General features: G+C 32.9%; 14 protein-coding genes and 3 tRNA genes. 9 read left to right on the forward strand and 8 right to left on the reverse strand.

The features are described from left to right. The first annotated feature begins 8 nt into the window (after positions 1–8). Complete coding sequence (locus tag AAON49_RS03595; RefSeq protein WP_349552714.1) at positions 9–1,568, forward strand: hypothetical protein; 1,560 nt, start codon at positions 9–11, stop codon at positions 1,566–1,568. 59 nt (positions 1,569–1,627) lie between these two features. Further along, on the forward strand, positions 1,628–1,816 hold the full coding sequence (locus tag AAON49_RS03600) for a hypothetical protein (protein WP_349552715.1): 189 nt from the start codon (positions 1,628–1,630) through the stop codon (positions 1,814–1,816). A 136-nt stretch (positions 1,817–1,952) separates the two neighbouring features. Here the strand turns inward: AAON49_RS03600 and AAON49_RS03605 are convergent. From AAON49_RS03605 to AAON49_RS03620, 4 genes are all read right to left on the reverse strand, one after another. Continuing rightward, positions 1,953–2,026 (reverse strand) — tRNA-Arg (locus AAON49_RS03605). Positions 2,027–2,153: 127 nt separating this feature from the next. Beyond that, a tRNA-Pro gene (locus AAON49_RS03610) sits at positions 2,154–2,228 on the reverse strand. A gap of 28 nt (positions 2,229–2,256) precedes the next feature. Continuing rightward, positions 2,257–2,338 (reverse strand) — tRNA-Ser (locus AAON49_RS03615). Positions 2,339–2,465: 127 nt separating this feature from the next. Beyond that, on the reverse strand, positions 2,466–4,523 hold the full coding sequence (locus tag AAON49_RS03620; RefSeq protein WP_349552716.1) for an HD family phosphohydrolase: 2,058 nt from the start codon (positions 4,521–4,523) through the stop codon (positions 2,466–2,468). A gap of 131 nt (positions 4,524–4,654) precedes the next feature. Between AAON49_RS03620 and AAON49_RS03625 the strand changes: the two genes are divergently transcribed. Further along, the gene (locus AAON49_RS03625) at positions 4,655–5,836 is read left to right on the forward strand and encodes an acetyl-CoA C-acyltransferase (RefSeq protein ID WP_349552718.1); all 1,182 of its coding nucleotides are present in this window, start codon (positions 4,655–4,657) and stop codon (positions 5,834–5,836) included. Positions 5,837–5,864: 28 nt separating this feature from the next. Further along, positions 5,865–6,635 carry a C40 family peptidase gene (locus tag AAON49_RS03630; protein WP_349552720.1) on the forward strand — a complete coding sequence of 257 codons (771 nt, stop codon included), beginning with the start codon at positions 5,865–5,867 and terminating at the stop codon, positions 6,633–6,635. A 52-nt stretch (positions 6,636–6,687) separates the two neighbouring features. Here the strand turns inward: AAON49_RS03630 and AAON49_RS03635 are convergent, their stop codons facing one another. Both AAON49_RS03635 and gyrA read right to left on the reverse strand, forming a co-directional pair. Then, the gene (locus AAON49_RS03635; RefSeq protein ID WP_349552721.1) at positions 6,688–7,983 is read right to left on the reverse strand and encodes a tetratricopeptide repeat protein; all 1,296 of its coding nucleotides are present in this window, start codon (positions 7,981–7,983) and stop codon (positions 6,688–6,690) included. Next, complete coding sequence (gene gyrA, locus AAON49_RS03640) at positions 7,958–10,462, reverse strand: DNA gyrase subunit A (RefSeq protein ID WP_349552722.1); 2,505 nt, start codon at positions 10,460–10,462, stop codon at positions 7,958–7,960. The genes AAON49_RS03635 and gyrA overlap by 26 nt, the downstream gene beginning before the upstream one ends. A gap of 265 nt (positions 10,463–10,727) precedes the next feature. Between gyrA and AAON49_RS03645 the strand changes: the two genes are divergently transcribed. The 4 genes from AAON49_RS03645 (at position 10,728) to AAON49_RS03660 (ending at position 14,966) form a co-directional block, all read left to right on the forward strand. Then, complete coding sequence (locus tag AAON49_RS03645; protein WP_349552723.1) at positions 10,728–13,301, forward strand: ATP-dependent Clp protease ATP-binding subunit; 2,574 nt, start codon at positions 10,728–10,730, stop codon at positions 13,299–13,301. Positions 13,302–13,373: 72 nt separating this feature from the next. Beyond that, positions 13,374–13,757, forward strand: a complete 384-nt coding sequence (locus AAON49_RS03650; RefSeq protein ID WP_349552724.1) for a hypothetical protein — start codon at positions 13,374–13,376, stop codon at positions 13,755–13,757. Between the two features lie 103 nt (positions 13,758–13,860). Further along, positions 13,861–14,448: a 2OG-Fe(II) oxygenase gene (locus tag AAON49_RS03655; RefSeq protein ID WP_349552726.1), complete on the forward strand. Its 588-nt coding sequence runs from the start codon at positions 13,861–13,863 to the stop codon at positions 14,446–14,448. 59 nt (positions 14,449–14,507) lie between these two features. Beyond that, positions 14,508–14,966: an STM3941 family protein gene (locus AAON49_RS03660; RefSeq protein ID WP_349552727.1), complete on the forward strand. Its 459-nt coding sequence runs from the start codon at positions 14,508–14,510 to the stop codon at positions 14,964–14,966. On the opposite strand, the gene hutH is transcribed toward AAON49_RS03660, so the two are convergent. Continuing rightward, on the reverse strand, positions 14,963–16,459 hold the full coding sequence (hutH, locus tag AAON49_RS03665) for a histidine ammonia-lyase (protein ID WP_349552728.1): 1,497 nt from the start codon (positions 16,457–16,459) through the stop codon (positions 14,963–14,965). The two genes, AAON49_RS03660 and hutH, sit on opposite strands and share 4 nt — an antisense overlap. Positions 16,460–16,583: 124 nt before the next feature. Between hutH and AAON49_RS03670 the strand changes: the two genes are divergently transcribed. Next, complete coding sequence (locus AAON49_RS03670) at positions 16,584–17,654, forward strand: TlpA family protein disulfide reductase (RefSeq protein ID WP_349552729.1); 1,071 nt, start codon at positions 16,584–16,586, stop codon at positions 17,652–17,654. Positions 17,655–17,831: 177 nt separating this feature from the next. On the opposite strand, the gene AAON49_RS03675 is transcribed toward AAON49_RS03670, so the two are convergent. Then, positions 17,832–18,785, reverse strand: a complete 954-nt coding sequence (locus AAON49_RS03675) for an acetyl-CoA carboxylase carboxyltransferase subunit alpha (protein ID WP_349552730.1) — start codon at positions 18,783–18,785, stop codon at positions 17,832–17,834. Between the last annotated feature and the right edge of the window lie 82 nt (positions 18,786–18,867).

The raw sequence follows: 18,867 nt of genomic DNA on the forward strand, positions 1-18,867 counted from the left end.
ATTTTGAAATGAAAAATTTTACAAGCACTAATCAACATAATGATGCTTTATTTACTTTAATCAAGTCTTTGACCAAATCTGAAAAACGTCAATTTCATTTGTATGTAGGTAGATTAGGAGGTAATACTGATGCAAAATTTTTCGCTCTTTTTAAATTTTTAGACAAACAAAAGAAGTATGATGAAAAGGCAATTCTAAAAAGTGAAATTGTTAGCAAACTTCAACTTTCAAATTTAAAAGCTCACTTATATAAGCAAATTCTAACGAGTTTAAGAATGAACCCTGCCCATAAAAACATTCGAATTCAAATTAGAGAACAATTAGATTTTGCTACTGTTTTATATCAAAAAGGATTATACAAACAAAGTTTGAAAATCTTGGAAAAGGCAAAAGCTTTGGCTATTGAAAATGAAGAAAAAAATATTGCTTATGAGATTATCGAATTAGAAAAGAATATTGAAACTCAATATATTACAAGAAGTATTAGTACTAGAGCCGATGAATTATCTGTGCAAGCTAAGATGATTAGTCAGTCTAATGTTATAGCCAGTAAACTTTCAAATTTATCACTACAACTATATGGTATTTTACTAAAAACTGGATACGTTAGAAATGACAAAGAACTTCAAAAAATAAATAGTTATTTCAATTCTCGTCTTCCAAAATATGATTATAATTCTCTAGGATTTAGAGATTTACTTTGGTTGTATAAAGCTCATTTGTGGAGAAGTTTTTTGGTGCAGGATTTCTTATTGGGGTATAAGTACGCTTCGAAATGGGTTGAATTATTTAAGAAGTACCCAAAAATGGTTCAGCTGAATCCGGTCTTCTATCTAAAAGGAAAGAATTATTTATTAGAATCATTATTTCTGATAAAGCATCGAAATAAATTTTGTAAAGAGCTAGATTTTTTCGAAAAAGAAATTGAAGAAAATAGAATTCCAATTAATGGAAATACAGAGATATTAATCTTTCAATATTATTATGCAAATCAGCTACATAAATGTTTTCTTGAGGGAACATTTGAACAAGGTGAATATTTAGTTGATGAGATCAATCAAAAAATTAAAGATTATAGCACTCGATTAGATAAACATCATATAGTAACGCTCTACTACAAAATAGCTTGTTTGTATTTTGGAATGGGTAAAAATCGTGAGTGCATTGAATACTTATCGAAAATAATTGAAGCAAAAAAACTCTATGTTGGTGAAGATTTACAATGTTTTGCTAGGATTTTAAATCTAATAGCTCATTATGAGTGTGGATTAGATTATCATTTGGAGAAGCAATTTAAAGACACCTATAAATTCTTATTGAAAATGGAGAATTTGCAGGAGGTTCAAAAAGTATTTATTGAGTCGATTAAATCTTTGGGAGAATTATATCCTCATGAATTTAAAAAAGAGTTTCAGAAAATTCATAGTAAGCTGAAAGAGTTTGAAGATCATGCTTATGAAAAGAGAGCTTTTTTGTATTTAGATATTTTATCTTGGTTAGAAAGCAAAATTGAAAATAAACCTATCGCTTATATCATTCGAGAAAAAGCTAAAGAGCATTTTCGTTAGTGCTTTTTAAGCTAAAAGTTCAGTTATTTTTTTTTAACTTTAAGGAAATTAACTAACCGATGAGTTTCTTTCAAAAAATGGGAACGGGGAATCTTTTGATGTTGATTCTTTGTATTGCAATTATTATAGTAGCTGAATACCTTTTCTTAACCGGTAACGAGCTGCACGGAATATTTCTTGGACTTTGGGCTCCTACTCTGCTAGGAGTAATGATTTATTTAAAATTAGTAAGTCATGAGCGCAAATAACATCGTATTATACTTTTCGATTTTTGTTGGTATTTGTGTTCTTATTTGGGCATTAGTAATGATACGCGAATACAATAACATTAGTAAGGATTAAGTAATAACAAAAAAGCCTCACTATTTCTAGTAAGGCTTTATGTGATCGCGACAGGATTCGAACCTGTGACCGTCTGCTTAGAAGGCAGATGCTCTATCCAGCTGAGCTACGCGACCATTAAGGATTAACTTTGTTAATCCTGAGTATGGTGTATTACAAACTAAAACTTTGCTTTAATTTGTTAACAAAGCTTCTTGTTTTTTAGAAAGCAAGCTCTCTACAAAAACACAATGCTTTATTTTGTCGGGGTGGCAGGATTCGAACCTGCGACCTCCTGCTCCCAAAGCAGGCGCGATGACCGGGCTACGCTACACCCCGATAAGCTAATGAACTTTGCAATTTATTGCGGAGAGACCGGGATTCGAACCCGGGCATCCCTAAGGATGACAGCTTAGCAGGCTGCTGCATTACCACTCTGCCACCTCTCCTTAAAACTAACTATGTTAGATTTAAAATTGCGAGCCTGCCCGATAAATGATTTATCGTTTAGGCGGGTGCAAATGTAAGGTTAGAAATACAATTTCGCAAGACTTTTTATTGCTTTTTACAATAAATTTAATCTGGATATTCTACTCGTAGATGATAGATGTTCATCAATTTCCTCTTAATCACTTTTTTAATCTTCTCAATCTCTCTAAAAGTGATATTAGAATTGATAAATTGATTATCAGATTTTTGTTTTTCAACAATCTTATTAATTAAATCATCGATAGATTGAGCTGAAGGTTGTTTCAAACTTTTAGAAGCTGCTTCTGCTGCATCGCAAATCATTAAAATTGCTGTTTCTTTAGAAAAAGGAATTGGACCTTTATATTGAAATTTTTTGATATCTACATCTTCATTTAGTTCTTTTTCTTTCATATAAAAATAGTAAACCAAGCTAGTACCATGATGGGTTCTAATGAAATCTATAATACGATCGGGCAAGTTATTTTTCTTAGCTAATTCTATTCCTTTAATTACATGATCTGTAATGATTTTGGCACTATCTACTGGTGATAAATCATTATGTGGGTTAACTCCAGTAGATTGATTTTCGATGAAATACATTGGATTTAACATCTTTCCAATATCGTGATAGAGAGCTCCAGTTCTAACCAACATAGAGTTTGCTCCTATCTCATTAGCTGCTGCTTCAGCTAAATTGGCTACTTGCATTGAATGCTGAAATGTTCCTGGTGCTTTCTCATTAAGCTCTCGCAACAATTTAGTATTGGTGTTGGACAATTCTAGCAGTGTAACATCAGAAACCAATCCGAAAAGTTTTTCATATAAATAAATAAAGAAAACAGACAAGAAAGACAACAATCCATTGGCTGCAAACATAATTAAGTATTCCCATTTTATTTGACTAGCATTTCCTTCTTTAATAATTGAGAAAGCCAAATAGGTAATCATGTAGATTAATGTAATTTGTCCTATAGATATAAACAAATTGGCTCTTTTGTATAGTTCAGATACTGTAAGTATAGTTACTATACCAGCAATCATATGAAGGTAGATAAACTCGAAACTATTTGGAACTATAAATCCTAAAAGCAATACCGTAAGTACATGAGTAAACAACCCTAAACGGGCATCAAAGAACGCTTTTAATACTATAGGAAGTATGCTTAAAGGCACAACGTACAAATAATCAGAATTATACTTAATAACAAGAGTTTGCAGCAAGATCATAAAACTGACATTGAAGAAAATAAATGTTACTTTGTTATTATTCTCAAAAATTTCAGATCTGTACTTTCGTAAGAAAAGTAAGAGCATTAAAAGAGCTAAAGAAACCAAAACAGCATATCCGAAAACAATCCAGTAGTAATTAGCTTTTGTCCATAATTTGGATTCTGATTCTTTTTTAAGTGAATACAGCATAGCAAGTTTCTTGCCTTCTACTATGTCGCCTTTTAAGATGATTAATTCGTTTACTGAAACCTTACCTCTTGTGGGTGAAATTGTTTTTATTGCTTCGTCTACAACTTTTCTTGTAAAGACTTCATCATAAGAAACATTGGGTTTTATTAATTCAGATAAAAGAGTTTGGTTTAGTGCTTGAACATAATTGTACGGCTGATCTCCTAACCTATCTGAAATAATATTGAAAACATCTTGTGTAGATAGTAAACTATTATAAATAATATCTTCTACTTCGTTGTCTTTTTTTAAAGCTATAATTGTATTCTTATCTGAAACGGCACTTAAGCTCACAGGTTCTAAAAAACCAACATCATAAATAGATGCAATGATTGAGTTTCCAAGCAATTTCATCGTTTCAAGATCATCACTAGATAATGAATCACTTATTTGAATGAATGAGGCTCTTAATTCATAATCATCTTTTACTTCTTGAACTACTGCTTTATCATATAAGAAATAGGGCTTGGTATTTGCTTCAATTTCATTGGTTTCTTCAGCAATTTCTTCTTCTGTCTTCTCAATAGCAAAATCGAAAGGTGCATAGAGATTATCATATTGCCAAGGTTTCCCTTTGGTAAAGTCGTATTTAAATTGCCCTCCTTTAGGAAAAAGATATACAATGGCGGAAGCAGTAATTAGAAAAAGAATAACTTTATATATAACTGCGTTATGCTTGTATAACTTATTAACCGTATTGCTCATACTTTTTTGTTAGAGACACAAACTTAACTTAAAAAAATGGAGGTCAAAAATTCAAGCTTAATAATCCTAATCAAATTGATATAAAATGGTTAATTTCGCAGTACAAATCAAGATTAAAATAAAACAAATATATGAGTACTAGAGATGTAGTGATTGTATCGGTTGCAAGAACGCCAATGGGAAGCTTTATGGGAAGTTTATCAAGTGTTCCAGCTCCTAAGTTAGGTGCTGTTGCCATAAAAGGAGCCTTAGATAAAATCAATTTAGATCCAAACCTTGTTCAAGAAGTATTTATGGGTAATGTTGTTTCTGCTGGATTGGGACAAGCTCCTGCCAGACAAGCAGCTATGTTTGCAGGGATTCCTAATAATGTACCATGTACAACAATAAACAAAGTTTGTTCTTCAGGAATGAAATCTATCATGTTGGGAGCTCAAGCTATTGCTTTGGGTGATGCTGATATTGTTGTTGCAGGTGGAATGGAGAATATGAGTTCTATTCCTCATTATTATCATGCCAGGAAAGCAACAAAATTTGGTCCAGCTAAAATGGAAGATGGAATGCAAAAGGACGGATTAGTTGATGTTTATGATCAAGTAGCCATGGGAGTTTGTGCAGATGCTTGTGCTACTGAATATGATTTTTCTAGAGAAGATCAAGATAATTATGCGATTCAGTCATACACAAGATCTTCTGAAGCTTGGGCTGCTGGAAAATTTGCTGATGAAGTAGTTCCAGTTGAAGTTCCACAAAGACGTGGTGAACCTATTGTAATCTCTGAAGATGAGGAATATAAGAATGTAAAAATGGATAAAATTCCTGCTTTAAGGCCAGCTTTTAGTAAAGAAGGTACCGTAACTGCTGCAAATGCCTCGACTATAAATGACGGTGGAGCTGCTTTGGTTTTAATGTCTGCTGAAAAAGCAAAAGAGTTAGGAATACAACCAATTGCAAAAATTAGAAGTTATGCTGATGCTGCCCAAGAACCAAAATGGTTTACTACTGCTCCTGCTAAAGCGCTTCCAAAAGCTTTAGATAAAGCTGGTATTTCTATTAATGACGTAGATTATTTTGAATTAAACGAAGCTTTTTCTGTTGTAGGGTTGGCTAACATGAAAATATTAGGATTGAATAACGATAAGGTAAACGTAAATGGTGGTGCCGTTTCATTAGGGCATCCTTTGGGTGTTTCTGGGGCCAGAATTGTAATAGCTTTAACATCTATCTTAAAACAAAATAATGCCAAAATTGGTGCTGCTGGAATCTGTAATGGTGGTGGTGGAGCTAGTGCAATGGTAATCGAAAAGTTATAAAAACTTTTCTTCATTAAAACTGTTATTAATGTCTTTCGGTATTTGTAATTTAAGTATTGTACCTCTCAGATCTGAACCTAGTGATGCTTCAGAAATGGTTTCTCAGGTTCTTTTAGGAGAACACTTTACAATAATTGAAAAAACAAAAAAATGGAGCAAAATTCAAATACATTTTGACGAATACGAAGGATATATAGACAATAAACAATACGAGGAGATTGACAAAGATCTTTTTGACAAATTATCAACTTCCGATTATCATTATTCTTCAGAGCTATTGGATTATATAACTGACAATAATAATCATTTAAGTACAATTTCTATTGGATCTAGACTTCCTTTTTATGAAGGTCAAAAGTTTTCTATTGGTCAGAAAGAATATTCTTATGAAGGAAATTGTTTTCATGGAAAATTAGATAGGTCTGAAATAATTAGAACGGCATTCATGTTCTTAAACACTCCATATTTATGGGGTGGTAAAACTCCTTTTGGAATTGACTGTTCTGGTTTTACTCAAATGGTCTATAAATTATGTGGTTATCCTCTTTTAAGAGATGCAAAAGATCAGGCTACTCAAGGAGAAGTTTTAAGTTTTATAGAGGAAAGTGAACCTGGAGATTTGGCTTTTTTTGATAATGAAGAAGGAGTTATTACGCATGTAGGTATTATTATGAATGATTATTATATCATTCATGCTCATGGTAAGGTTCGTATTGACGTATTAGATCATAGTGGAATATACAATACAGATACCAAAACTCACACACACAAATTACGAGTCATTAAAAAAATTATATAAAAAAAGCCGAAGCAATTGCTTCGGCTTTTTTTTATGATTTCTTGCTAAGAAACTATTTAGATCTTAATGTTTTATAAAGCTCTCTGTATACTTTCGCTTTATCTTCCATTTCTAAAGTTTCGTAGATATTTAATAATGTTCTTACTGTATCTATACTTCTAGCTCCTTTATCTGCTTTTTCTAAATACGGTAATGCATCTTTATACACTTGCTTTTGCTTTTCTACTAAAGCATCATACTTGTCAAAATCAGAAAGATTTTTGTTCATTTCTTCAACAATCTCTTTTTCTTTCTCAAGTATTGCTACAGCCATGTTCATATGCGCATCATAATAATCTGGCTTTAATTCTATAGCCTTTTTATAATACTTTTTAGCATCTTCATACTTGTTTTCATTATAATTAACAACACCTAAGTTGTAATATAATATTGGGTTATTTGGATCATTCTTAATTGCTTCTTCCATCAACTCACCAAACTTATCCATCTTTTTCAACTTCAAATACAAATCTGCTTCAGTAAAAAGTAAAGACATATCATCTGGATTCGCTTTTCTAGCTTCTTGTACAGCTACCATAGCTTCGTCTACTTTTCCTTGTCTTGTTAAGATAATTCCTATATTCTTGATAACATCTCCTCTTTTAGATTCTGAAACTTTGTCTTGTGGATTGTTATGAGTTCCATATTTAACAACAAGATCTCTTTGCTTCTTTCCTCCCATATTCTCTACAACTCCAGTTTCCTTGTTAGTAGCCAAATAAGTAGTAGCAATTCCAGTATATCCAATTTTCTTAAGCTCTTTGTAATGCTTTAAAGATGTTTCTAAATCATCAGCTTGAAAAGCAGTTTGAGCAGCATTGGATAAAAATAGCGTATCCTTATTATTTAAAGAATATCTCATGTAGAAAGATTCAGATGCTTTCTTGAAGTTCTTAGCTTCATAATGAGCAAACCCTTCATTCACAATATCATTCATTAATTTTTCCAACAAAGGTTTAGCTTGATCAGTATACTTTAATCTACCTGCTTTTTTCTCAACATCAAAAAGTTTATTGTAGGCCTCAGCAGCTACTTTAAAATCTTTCTTTGCTGCATAAGCTTGTCCTTTTAAGAAATAAAATTTCGATGCTAATTTTGGCGCGTTAGAGATAAGTGGTTCTGCTGCAGTTAATGCTGTCATTGCAGTGGTAATATCCTGTTTTTTAAGCGCTTTTTCAGCGGCCTTTATTTCATTCTTTTGCGCAAAAGTAGCTAAAGAAGCTAATCCTAAACAAAGCGCTAATACTTTAGTTTTCATTACTAGTTTATTTAATTCTAAGTTTTTATTCTTGATTCTCGTTCGTTTCATTTTCAATTTCTGTGCCATTTTCTTCTTCACTAGAATCTTCTTCTTCGTGCATTACCTTAGCTACAGCAGCAATACTATCATTTTCTTTGATATTGATAAGTTTCACTCCTTGAGTAGCTCTTCCCATGACACGTAAATCTTCTACAGCCATTCTGATAGTGATTCCTGATTTGTTGATAATCATCAAATCATTAGAGTCATCTACATTCTTTATCGCGACTAAATTACCTGTTTTTTCTGAGATATTCAATGTTTTAACACCTTTACCTCCTCTGTTGGTAATTCTATAATCTTCTAATTTAGAACGTTTTCCATATCCTTTTTCAGAAACCACCAAGATATTACTCTCCATATCATTAACCGCTACCATTCCAATTACTTCATCATTATCATCGGCTAAAGTAATTCCTCTTACACCCGAAGCTGTTCTACCCATAGGTCTTGTTTTAGCTTCTTCAAAACGAATTGCCTTACCGGATTTTAGCGCCAACATTACCTGACTATCTCCCGTAGTTAATTTTGCTTCTAACAATTCATCTCCTTCACGTATGGTAATCGCATTAATACCATTTGTTCTTGGTCTAGAATATTGCTCTAAAGATGTCTTCTTTACTTGACCTTTCTTGGTAGCCATGATAACATAATGGTTATTAACGTAGTCTTCATCTTTAAGATCTTTGGTAACCAAGAAAGCTTTTACTTTATCATCTTGCTCGATATTAATTAAGTTTTGAATTGCTCTACCTTTAGAGTTTTTACCTCCTTCTGGTATTTCGAATACTCTCATCCAAAACACTTTACCTTTCTGAGTGAAGAACAACATGTATTGGTGATTTGTTCCAATAAATAAATGTTCTAAGAAATCTTCATTTCTTGTGGTGGCTCCTTTTTGACCGCGACCTCCTCTATTTTGAACTTTGTATTCATCTAGATTTGTACGTTTTAAATAACCTGCATTTGAAATTGTCACTACTACTTTAGAATCTGGAATCATGTCTTCGATTCTCATATCTCCACCAGCATATTCAATTTCAGAACGGCGTTCATCTCCGTACTTATCACGAATTACAGTTAATTCGTCTTTGATAATTCCATAACGTCTAGGTTCATTAGATAAGATATCCTTCAAATCTGCAATTGTCTTAATGATTTCGTCATATTCACCTCTTAACTTATCTTGTTCTAGACCTGTTAACTGACGTAATCTCATCTCAACAATTGCTTTTGCTTGAATCTCTGTCAATTCAAAACGAGCAATTAATTTTTCACGAGCTTCATCTGCATTTGCCGAAGATTTGATTAATTCAATAACCTCATCAATATTGTCTGAAGCTATAATTAATCCTTCTAAAATGTGGGCTCTAGCTTCAGCTTTATCTAATTCATATTGAGTTCTACGAACAACAACTTCATGTCTATGCTCTACAAAATATTGAATGAGTTGTTTTAAGTTTAACTGTTGCGGTCTTCCTTTAACTAAAGCAATATTATTAACACTAAAAGAAGTTTGTAAAGCCGTGTATTTATAAAGTTTATTTAAAACAATATTAGGAATTGCATCACGCTTTAAAACATAAACGATACGCATTCCTTTTCTATCAGACTCATCACGGATATTGGAAATTCCTTCTAATTTCTTATCGTTTACCAACTCAGCAGTCTTCTTAATCATGTCTGCTTTGTTTACTTGATAGGGAATTTCAGTAACAATAATACATTCACGGCCTTTTACTTCTTCAATTGTTGCTTTTCCTCGCATTACAATTCGACCCCTTCCTGTATGAAAAGCATCTCTTACACCGTCATATCCATAGATAGTTCCTCCTGTTGGGAAATCTGGAGCTTTGATGTGTTGCATTAACTCATCTATTTCTATCTCTCTATTATCTATGTATGCAATGGTTCCGTTTATGACTTCAGTTAAGTTATGTGGCGCCATATTTGTTGCCATTCCAACTGCAATACCAGAAGCTCCATTTACTAATAAGTTTGGAATTCTAGCAGGAAGAACCGTAGGCTCTTTTAACGTATCATCGAAATTTAACTTGTGATCAACTGTATCTTTATCAATATCAGAAAGCATTTCTTCCGATATTTTTTGCATTCTCACCTCTGTATAACGCATTGCTGCAGGGCTATCTCCATCAACAGAACCAAAGTTTCCTTGCCCATCAACCATCATATAACGCACACTCCAGTCTTGAGCTAAACGTACCATTGAATCATATACAGAAGTATCTCCGTGTGGATGATATTTACCCAAAACTTCTCCTACAACTCTTGCTGATTTTTTATAGGCTCCCGTAGCCTTTATTCCTAATTCATGCATTCCAAATAAAACTCTTCTATGCACAGGTTTTAAACCATCTCTTACATCGGGTAATGCTCTTGAAACAATCACTGACATTGAGTAATCAATGTAAGCAGATTTCATCTGCTCTTCAATGTTAATTGGAATTAACTTTTCTCCGTCTGCCATACGCTAAATGTATTGTTAATTTTTTACTAAATTTAATAACTAGCAAGTTACTATAATTCGTGTTTTTAACAAACAAATTTCACCTGTAAAACCCTAGAGTTATTAACATTTCTTAATAATTTTTTGACATTTTTTACACCCTTGATTTACAGGCGTTTCCGTCAGGTTTTTGCAAGTCAAAATGGCAGCATTTGTCTACTGGCACTCTTTTTGTAATTTTTTAGTGAAAAAAGGACTAAATTTACAAATAGTTAATACCCTATATATGGACGATAATTTTTCACCAAAGGTTAGAGATGTGATTACTTTCAGTAAAGAAGAGGCTTTAAGATTAGGGCACGATTTTATTGGAACTGAACATCTTTTACTTGGCTTGATAAGAAAAGGAGAAGGAAAGGCAATCGAAATTCTAGAGACATTTGATGTGAATCTAGATTTGGTTAGAAAAAAATTGGAGCAATTAAATCCGTCCGCTCCTTCTTTAGAAGGTAATCAGAAAAAGAGCTTACACTTAACAAGACAAGCAGAAAAAGCTTTAAAGACAACTTTTTTAGAAGCTAAACTATATCAAAGCGATGCTATAGATACTGCACACTTGTTGCTATGTATTCTTCGTAATGAAAATGATCCAACTACAAAACTTTTAAACAAGTACGATGTAGATTATGATCAATCGAAAGCTTTATACAAAGAATTACACGTAGAAAATTCTGATAATGACCTACCTATTAGCCCAATAGCAGAAACTCCTTCTGATGACGATGAATTCTCTTCTGCAGACAAACCAAACCCTTATGAGCAACCTCAAAAAGGAAAATCAGCTAAAAAATCGAAAACTCCAGTCTTGGATAATTTTGGTAGAGATTTAACTGCATTAGCTGAAGCTGGAAAACTTGATCCTGTTGTTGGTAGACATAAAGAGATAGAACGTGTTTCTCAAATCTTGAGTAGAAGAAAGAAAAACAATCCAATGTTAATTGGTGAACCTGGGGTAGGTAAATCTGCTATTGCTGAAGGGTTGGCATTGCGAATTGTAAATAGAAAAGTTTCACGTATTCTTTTTGATAAAAGGATTGTATCTCTTGATCTTGCAAGTTTAGTTGCTGGAACAAAATATAGAGGTCAGTTTGAAGAGCGCATGAAAGCCTTGATGAATGAATTGGAAAAGAATGACGACATTATATTGTTTATTGATGAAATTCATACTATCGTTGGTGCTGGCGGGGCTACTGGTTCTTTAGATGCATCCAACATGCTAAAACCTGCCTTGGCTAGAGGAGAAATTCAATGTATTGGTGCTACAACTTTAGATGAGTATAGAACTAATATTGAAAAGGACGGAGCTTTAGAACGTCGTTTTCAAAAAATCATTGTAAACCCTACAAGTGTTGATGAAACTGTACAGATTTTACATAACATCAAAAGTAAATATGAATCGCATCATAATGTTGATTTCACAGATGAGGCTATTGAAGCTTGCGTGAAATTAACGAATAGATATATGACAGATAGATACCTTCCGGACAAAGCTATTGATGCTATGGACGAAGCTGGTTCTAGAATTCATATTACCAATATTGTGGTTCCTCAACAAGTATTAGAATTAGAAGCGCAATTAGAATCGATTCGTGAACGCAAAACTAATGCTGTTAACGGACAGAAATATGAAGAGGCTGCCAAGCTACGTGATGATGAAAAGAATATGGAAGCTGCTTTAGAATCTGCTCAAAGACAATGGGAAGATGATTCTAAGTTAAATCGCGAAATTGTAACTGAAGATAATGTTGCTGAAGTAGTTTCTATGATGACAGGTATTCCTGTGAACAGAGTTGCTGAAGCTGAAAGCAGTCGTTTAGGTGAATTACCGAATATGATCAAAGGAAAGGTAATTGGTCAGGATGAAGCTGTTGCGAAAGTGGTGAAAGCTATTCAAAGAAATAGAGTTGGACTAAAAGATCCTAACAAGCCTATTGGTTCTTTTATTTTCTTAGGCCAGACTGGAGTTGGTAAAACTCAATTAGCCAAAGTATTAGCTAAAGAATTATTTGATACAGAAGAATCGCTCATTAGAATAGATATGAGTGAATACATGGAAAAATTTGCCATTTCTCGATTGATTGGAGCGCCTCCAGGTTATGTAGGTTATGAAGAAGGTGGTCAATTAACAGAAAAAGTAAGAAGAAAACCATATTCTGTAGTTCTTTTGGATGAAATAGAAAAAGCCCATCCAGATGTGTTCAATATGTTGCTTCAGATTTTAGATGATGGACATATTACAGATAGCTTAGGAAGACGTATTGATTTTAGAAATACAATCATTATTATGACATCTAATATTGGGGCTCGTCAATTAAAAGATTTTGGGTCTGGAGTTGGTTTTGGAACTAGCGCCAAAAAAGAACAAGCAGATGAACATGCAAAGGGAATCATTGAAGGTGCTCTGAAAAAATCTTTTGCACCTGAATTCTTAAATAGAATTGATGATGTAATTGTTTTCAATGCATTAGAAAGAGAGGATATTCACAAAATCATTGATATAGAACTTGACAAACTACTGCATAGAATCTCTGATTTAGGCTATACATTAAAGCTAAGCGAAAAAGCAAAAGATTATATAGCAGACAAAGGTTTTGATAAAAAGTATGGCGCAAGACCTCTTAAAAGGGCTATTCAGAAATATATTGAAGATGCTTTAGCTGAGGAAATAGTGAATTCTAAACTTACCGAAGGCGATACCATTAGAATGGATTTAGATGAAAAAAAGAATGAACTCACCATTAAAATAAAAAAAGGAAAGAAAGCTCCCGAAACACATTCGGAGACTCCATCTGAAGAATAAAAAAATCCCAAACGAGAGTTTGGGATTTTTCTTTTACCTTTAACGTCATTAACAACTCATAAATAAAATTCTATGAAACTTAAATTTATTACTCTATCCTTTGTTTTCTTATTTACTAGCACTTTCCTTCAGGAATCTAAAACAGATTTATTATGCGGCAAAAAATGGTTCGCAAAATATATCGAGATGGGTGAAAATAAAATGCCTGTTCCTCCTGGAGAACAAAATCAAATGTGGATGATTTTTGAAAAAGACGGTGTTCATAAAGTAAACACAAATAACACGGTTAAAAAAGGAACTTGGAAATTCACAAAAAATAAAGATTCTATTTTCTTTACAACAGAAAAAGGTTTAGAAAAGAAAATGAAACTTGAAACTTTAAACAAAGAGTCACTCGTTCTAGTTTTAGAGGAGAGAGGTCAAGAAGGTAAAATTTATTTAGAAAAAGAAGAGTAAACCTTAATTCCTATAGGTATAATTACCTGTTCTTTTATTGATGTATTGATTCTAACAACTTTTCTGTTAAATTCGTTGGTATCACTATATTATATTTATGTCGATGAACTATTCATTTGGACTTCCTTTAAAGCACAATTTCGCTGAACAGATTTATTACAATGGACTATTCCTACCTCACGAAATCAAGATGATTTTAGATATGTGGAGTAATGATGAGACTATTAAAGCAACGCTCTCATCTGGCGAAACTGGTGAATATGTAGATGAACTCAGAAAGAGTTCTGTTATGTTTATTAAAAACAATCCCCAAAATAAATGGGTGTATGATAAAATGGCAGGATTGGCTGTAAAAACAAATAACGAACGCTACTGGTTCGATTTGTTAGGTTTTCAAGAAGAGTTACAATTAACACGCTATTCTGAAGGTGACTTTTTCGACTGGCACATGGATTTTGGTGCTGGAGATATTTCAGCTAGAAAACTGAGTATTACTGTTCAATTGTCGGATCCTGATGAATATGAAGGTGGAGATTTACAATTTATGGCCAATCAAAAAGTCATTAACGCTCCAAGAGAAAAAGGAACTATTATCATTTTCCCTTCTTTTGTAATGCACAGAGTAACACCTATTACCAAAGGAATACGCCAATCTATAGTAGGTTGGGTTTGGGGACCTCCTTATAGATAATTAAAACATTATAGTGAAGTTGAAAATAAGATCTATTTTTGTAAAAAATTGTTTTCACTATGATAATTCAGTCAAAAAAACTATCTCCAAGTATATTCAAATACTTATTACTGCTAGTGATATGTAGTAGTTTTGTGTATTTAGGCTTCTTCAGAATAGAGATTGAACCAAACATTGCATGGGGAACTATTATATTTTTTGGCTTGGGAGTTATTGTAGCAATACTAAAATTAATACCTGGAAGCTCTTATTTGAAATTAACTAAAGAAGGTTTTGAAATTAGAAGTCTTTATCGATCACACTTTACCAAATGGAATGATGTTGAAAATTTTAGGGTAAATAGCATTAGAACTTGGTATAGTTATAACAAAATGGTCATGTTTGATTATCATAAAAATCATACTAAATACACCTTTGGTAAAAGGTTATCAAAAGCTTTGCCTGAAACTTACGGCATGTCCGCACAAAAATTATCTGAGCTTATGAATGAATGGAAATCTAAATCTATAAAAAACTAAAACAACTCCTCAGAATCAATATCCAAAGAATCGATAAACTGAGAAGCAGCCATCATGCTATTATGCATCACTCTGTCTTCTTGAACCAAAGAAACCTCTTCTCTAAATGAGTTTAAAAAAGATTCTAGAAATGGTGAACTCTTTGCTTTTCCAAACGACAAAGCTTGTGAAGCTGTAAACAATTCAATTCCCAATACAGTTTGTACATTGTTCACTACTTTTCTTGCTTTGGTAGCCCCGTTGGCTCCCATACTTACGTGATCTTCTTGTCCGTTGCTAGATTCAATTGAGTCGATACTTGCTGGTGTGGCTAATTGTTTATTCTGACTTACAATACTGGCAGCTGTATATTGCGGAATCATAAATCCGCTATTCAATCCTGGATTTGAAACTAGGAAAGGAGGCAAATGTCTATGGCCTGAAACCAATTGATAAATTCTTCTTTCAGAAATATTAGCCAATTCAGACATAGCTATGGATAAGTAATCTAAGGTTAAAGCCAAAGGTTGTCCGTGAAAATTTCCTCCAGAAATAATTTCATCTTCATCAACAAACACATTAGGATTGTCGGTTACTGCATTAATTTCTGTTAAAAAAGTCTTGGTTACAAAACGAATGGTGTCTTTTGTTGCTCCGTGAACTTGTGGTATACAGCGAAAAGAATACGGATCTTGCACATGTTGCTTTTCTTGGGCAATTAATTCGCTGTCTTGTAAAAACTCTTGAATTCTATTTGCTGTTTTTAATTGACCTCTGTGCGGACGAACCAAATGCACCAATTCATTAAAAGGTTCTATACGACCATCAAAAGCTTCTAAAGAAATGGCTCCTATTAAATCTGCTAAGTAGGAAAGTTTATGTGCTTTTAATAAACTGTGAATTCCATAAGCACTCATAAATTGAGTCCCGTTTAACAAAGCCAATCCTTCTTTGGACTGCAAGTTAATCTTATCCCAACCAAATTGATTGAGTAACTCTTCACCTAAAATTCGTTTTCCTTTGTAGTCTACTTCACCTAAACCAATAAGTGGTAATGCTAAATGCGCCAATGGCGATAAATCTCCTGAAGCTCCTAAAGATCCTTGTTCATAAACAACAGGAAAAATATCGTTGTTATAAAAATCAATCAAACGATTCACCGTTGCTAGTTGAACTCCAGAATGACCATAACTCAACGATTGAATTTTTAACAACAGCATGAGTTTAACAATCTCTTGAGGAACCTCATCACCAGTACCACATGCATGACTCATTACTAGGTTCTCTTGAAGTTTTTGAAGGTTCTCTCCTTTAATTTTCACATTGTACAAGGCTCCAAATCCTGTATTGATTCCATAGATGGGTGTAGACATTGATGACATCTTTTCATCTAGATAGGCTCTACACTTTTGAATTCTTTCGATAGCACTTTGTGATAACGACAGTTTCTCATTGCTGCTAAGTATTGTATGTATAGTAGCAAGATCTAAAGGATTTGAGTCTATAGAATGCATCAGGTTTGTTTTGATTGATTGTGGATATAAAAGTCTAAATTCAGGGTTGAATATGCAACAAAATTTAACAATTTTTCTTTTCAATTAGTTTTTATCTTTGAAGCTTTATAAAACATCATCATCAATGAAAAAATTAGGATTGCTTATCGTATCACTTTTGATATTGGTTTCATGCTCGAAAGAACATCCAAAAGATTATTTAAGTATTTCAGGAAAATTAGAAAACAATAAGGATAGTATCCTTACAATTTCTGGATTTGCTGTGAAGAAAGTAATTAAATTAAATGAAGATGGCACCTTTAAAGATTCTCTAAAGGTTGCTAAACCTAATACTTTTTCTATTACTACCAACAGCGGAAAAAGAGGGTTCTTATATCTTCGAAATGGATATGACCTCCACTTAAAAGGTGATTCTAACGAGTTCTTAAATAGTTTTTCTTATTCAGGAAATGATGAAGGAGCGCAAAGCAACAATTTTATTATTGCAAGTTATAATTACGTGAAAAAGAGTGGTACTATTCGTGATTTTATGATTCAAGATAAGGAAGGTTTTCAAAAGAAATTAGAACAGCTTACAAAAGGAATGGATAGTATTTCTGCAATTTATACTAAATCTAGTGATGATATCATAAAACAAATCGAAAGGCAAAATGAAACCTACTACAAATATTTAAAAACAAATTATGATAAATCTCATGATGCTTTTGTAGCACAAGAAAAAGCAATGGCTAAATTGGAAAAGGGGAAACCTGCTCCTGAATTTGTTAACTATGAAGATTTTAAAGGCGGAAAGAAATCGCTCAAAGATTTTAGAGGAAACTTTGTTTATATTGATGTTTGGGCAACTTGGTGCCGACCTTGCTTAGCACAAATCCCATACTTAAAGAAATTAGAAAAAGAGTTTGAAGGAAAGAACATTTCATTTGTTAGCATATCTACCGATAACAAGGATAGATCTAATGGAGATTGGAGTAAAGCTCGTAAAAAATGGGCTACAATGGTAAAGGATAAAAATTTAGGAGGAACGCAACTTTGGGCTGGTAAAGATCATATTCGTTTTTCTCAAGAATATTTAATAAGAGGAATCCCTAGATTTATTTTAATTGACCCAGAAGGAAATATTGTCAATCATAATGAGATAAGACCTTCAGATCCAAAAATATCAGATTATTTAATCTCATTAGGAGTAAAATAAAAAAGGCGAGATATATATCTCGCCTTTTTTATTTTCAATATAATTCTGTAATTTTAAGCTATGCTATTAACACTTGGAATCTTAATTCTCATTTATCTTGTTGCTAGAAAGTTATTTAAACCTACATCTAGACAGGATCGAAGAAGAAAATCTGATTATTTCAAAAGAAAGTTTTAACTATTCTTTATAAACTCCCATTTGAGCATATTTATCCATTCTAGCAGCTACTAAATCTGTATCGTTTAAGTCTTTCAGTTCTTCTAAAGCGTCAATAATTGTGTTTTTCACAGCTTCAAAAGCACCTTGTCTATCAGAATGAGCGCCTCCAATTGGTTCTTTAATAATCCCATCAATTAACTTGAGTTTTTTCATGTCATCTCCAGTTAATTTCAAAGCTTCAGCAGCCTGCTCTTTGTATTCCCAACTTCTCCATAAAATTGAAGAACAAGATTCTGGAGAGATAACTGTATACCAAGTATTCTCCATCATGTATACTCTATCTCCTACTCCAATTCCTAAAGCTCCTCCTGAAGCTCCTTCTCCAATTACAATTGTAATGATAGGAGTTTTTAAACGAGTCATTTCAAAGATATTTCTAGCAATGGCTTCTCCTTGTCCTCTTTCTTCAGCTTCTAGTCCAGGATATGCACCAGGAGTATCTAATAACGTTACTACAGGAATTCCAAATTTTTCAGCCATTCTCATTAATCGAAGTGCTTTTCTATATCCTTCTGGATTAGCCATTCCAAAATTTCTGTACTGACGAGTTTTGGTATTGTATCCTTTTTGTTGACCTATAAACATAAAAGATTGATCTCCAATCTTTCCTAATCCACCAATCATCGCCTTATCATCTCTTACACTTCTATCTCCGTGTAATTCCATAAAGGTATCTCCGCAAATTGCTTTGATATAGTCTAATGTATAAGGTCTATTTGGGTGTCTTGACAACTGAACTCTTTGCCAAGGTGTTAGGTTTTTATAAAGGTCTTTTTTTGTTTTCTCTAATTTCTTTTCAATTTTCTTGCAAGTAGCAGCAACATCAATATCGCTATCCTTACCTATTTCATAACATTTTTCTAATTGTTCTTCTAGTTCTTTAATAGGTAGTTCAAAGTCTAAATACTCCATAATTAGTTGTTTGTTTTCAATAAAATCGATTGATAGAATCGAATATTTACAGTGTACAAACTTACTATAAAATTGGATTCAA

Source organism: Pseudotenacibaculum sp. MALMAid0570 (genome assembly GCF_040151415.1).
Lineage (GTDB): Bacteria > Bacteroidota > Bacteroidia > Flavobacteriales > Flavobacteriaceae > Polaribacter.

Excerpts from the sequence above, each read along its gene's own strand:
- AAON49_RS03595 (WP_349552714.1), top strand. The coding sequence starts at position 9 with ATGAAAAATTTTACAAGCACTAATCAACATAATGATGCTTTATTTACT.
- AAON49_RS03600 (WP_349552715.1), top strand. The coding sequence starts at position 1,628 with ATGAGTTTCTTTCAAAAAATGGGAACGGGGAATCTTTTGATGTTGATT.
- AAON49_RS03620 (WP_349552716.1), bottom strand. The coding sequence starts at position 4,523 with ATGAGCAATACGGTTAATAAGTTATACAAGCATAACGCAGTTATATAT.
- AAON49_RS03625 (WP_349552718.1), top strand. The coding sequence starts at position 4,655 with ATGAGTACTAGAGATGTAGTGATTGTATCGGTTGCAAGAACGCCAATG.
- AAON49_RS03630 (WP_349552720.1), top strand. The coding sequence starts at position 5,865 with ATGTCTTTCGGTATTTGTAATTTAAGTATTGTACCTCTCAGATCTGAA.
- AAON49_RS03635 (WP_349552721.1), bottom strand. The coding sequence starts at position 7,983 with ATGAAACGAACGAGAATCAAGAATAAAAACTTAGAATTAAATAAACTA.
- gyrA (WP_349552722.1), bottom strand. The coding sequence starts at position 10,462 with ATGGCAGACGGAGAAAAGTTAATTCCAATTAACATTGAAGAGCAGATG.
- AAON49_RS03645 (WP_349552723.1), top strand. The coding sequence starts at position 10,728 with ATGGACGATAATTTTTCACCAAAGGTTAGAGATGTGATTACTTTCAGT.
- AAON49_RS03650 (WP_349552724.1), top strand. The coding sequence starts at position 13,374 with ATGAAACTTAAATTTATTACTCTATCCTTTGTTTTCTTATTTACTAGC.
- AAON49_RS03655 (WP_349552726.1), top strand. The coding sequence starts at position 13,861 with ATGAACTATTCATTTGGACTTCCTTTAAAGCACAATTTCGCTGAACAG.
- AAON49_RS03660 (WP_349552727.1), top strand. The coding sequence starts at position 14,508 with ATGATAATTCAGTCAAAAAAACTATCTCCAAGTATATTCAAATACTTA.
- hutH (WP_349552728.1), bottom strand. The coding sequence starts at position 16,459 with ATGCATTCTATAGACTCAAATCCTTTAGATCTTGCTACTATACATACA.
- AAON49_RS03670 (WP_349552729.1), top strand. The coding sequence starts at position 16,584 with ATGAAAAAATTAGGATTGCTTATCGTATCACTTTTGATATTGGTTTCA.
- AAON49_RS03675 (WP_349552730.1), bottom strand. The coding sequence starts at position 18,785 with ATGGAGTATTTAGACTTTGAACTACCTATTAAAGAACTAGAAGAACAA.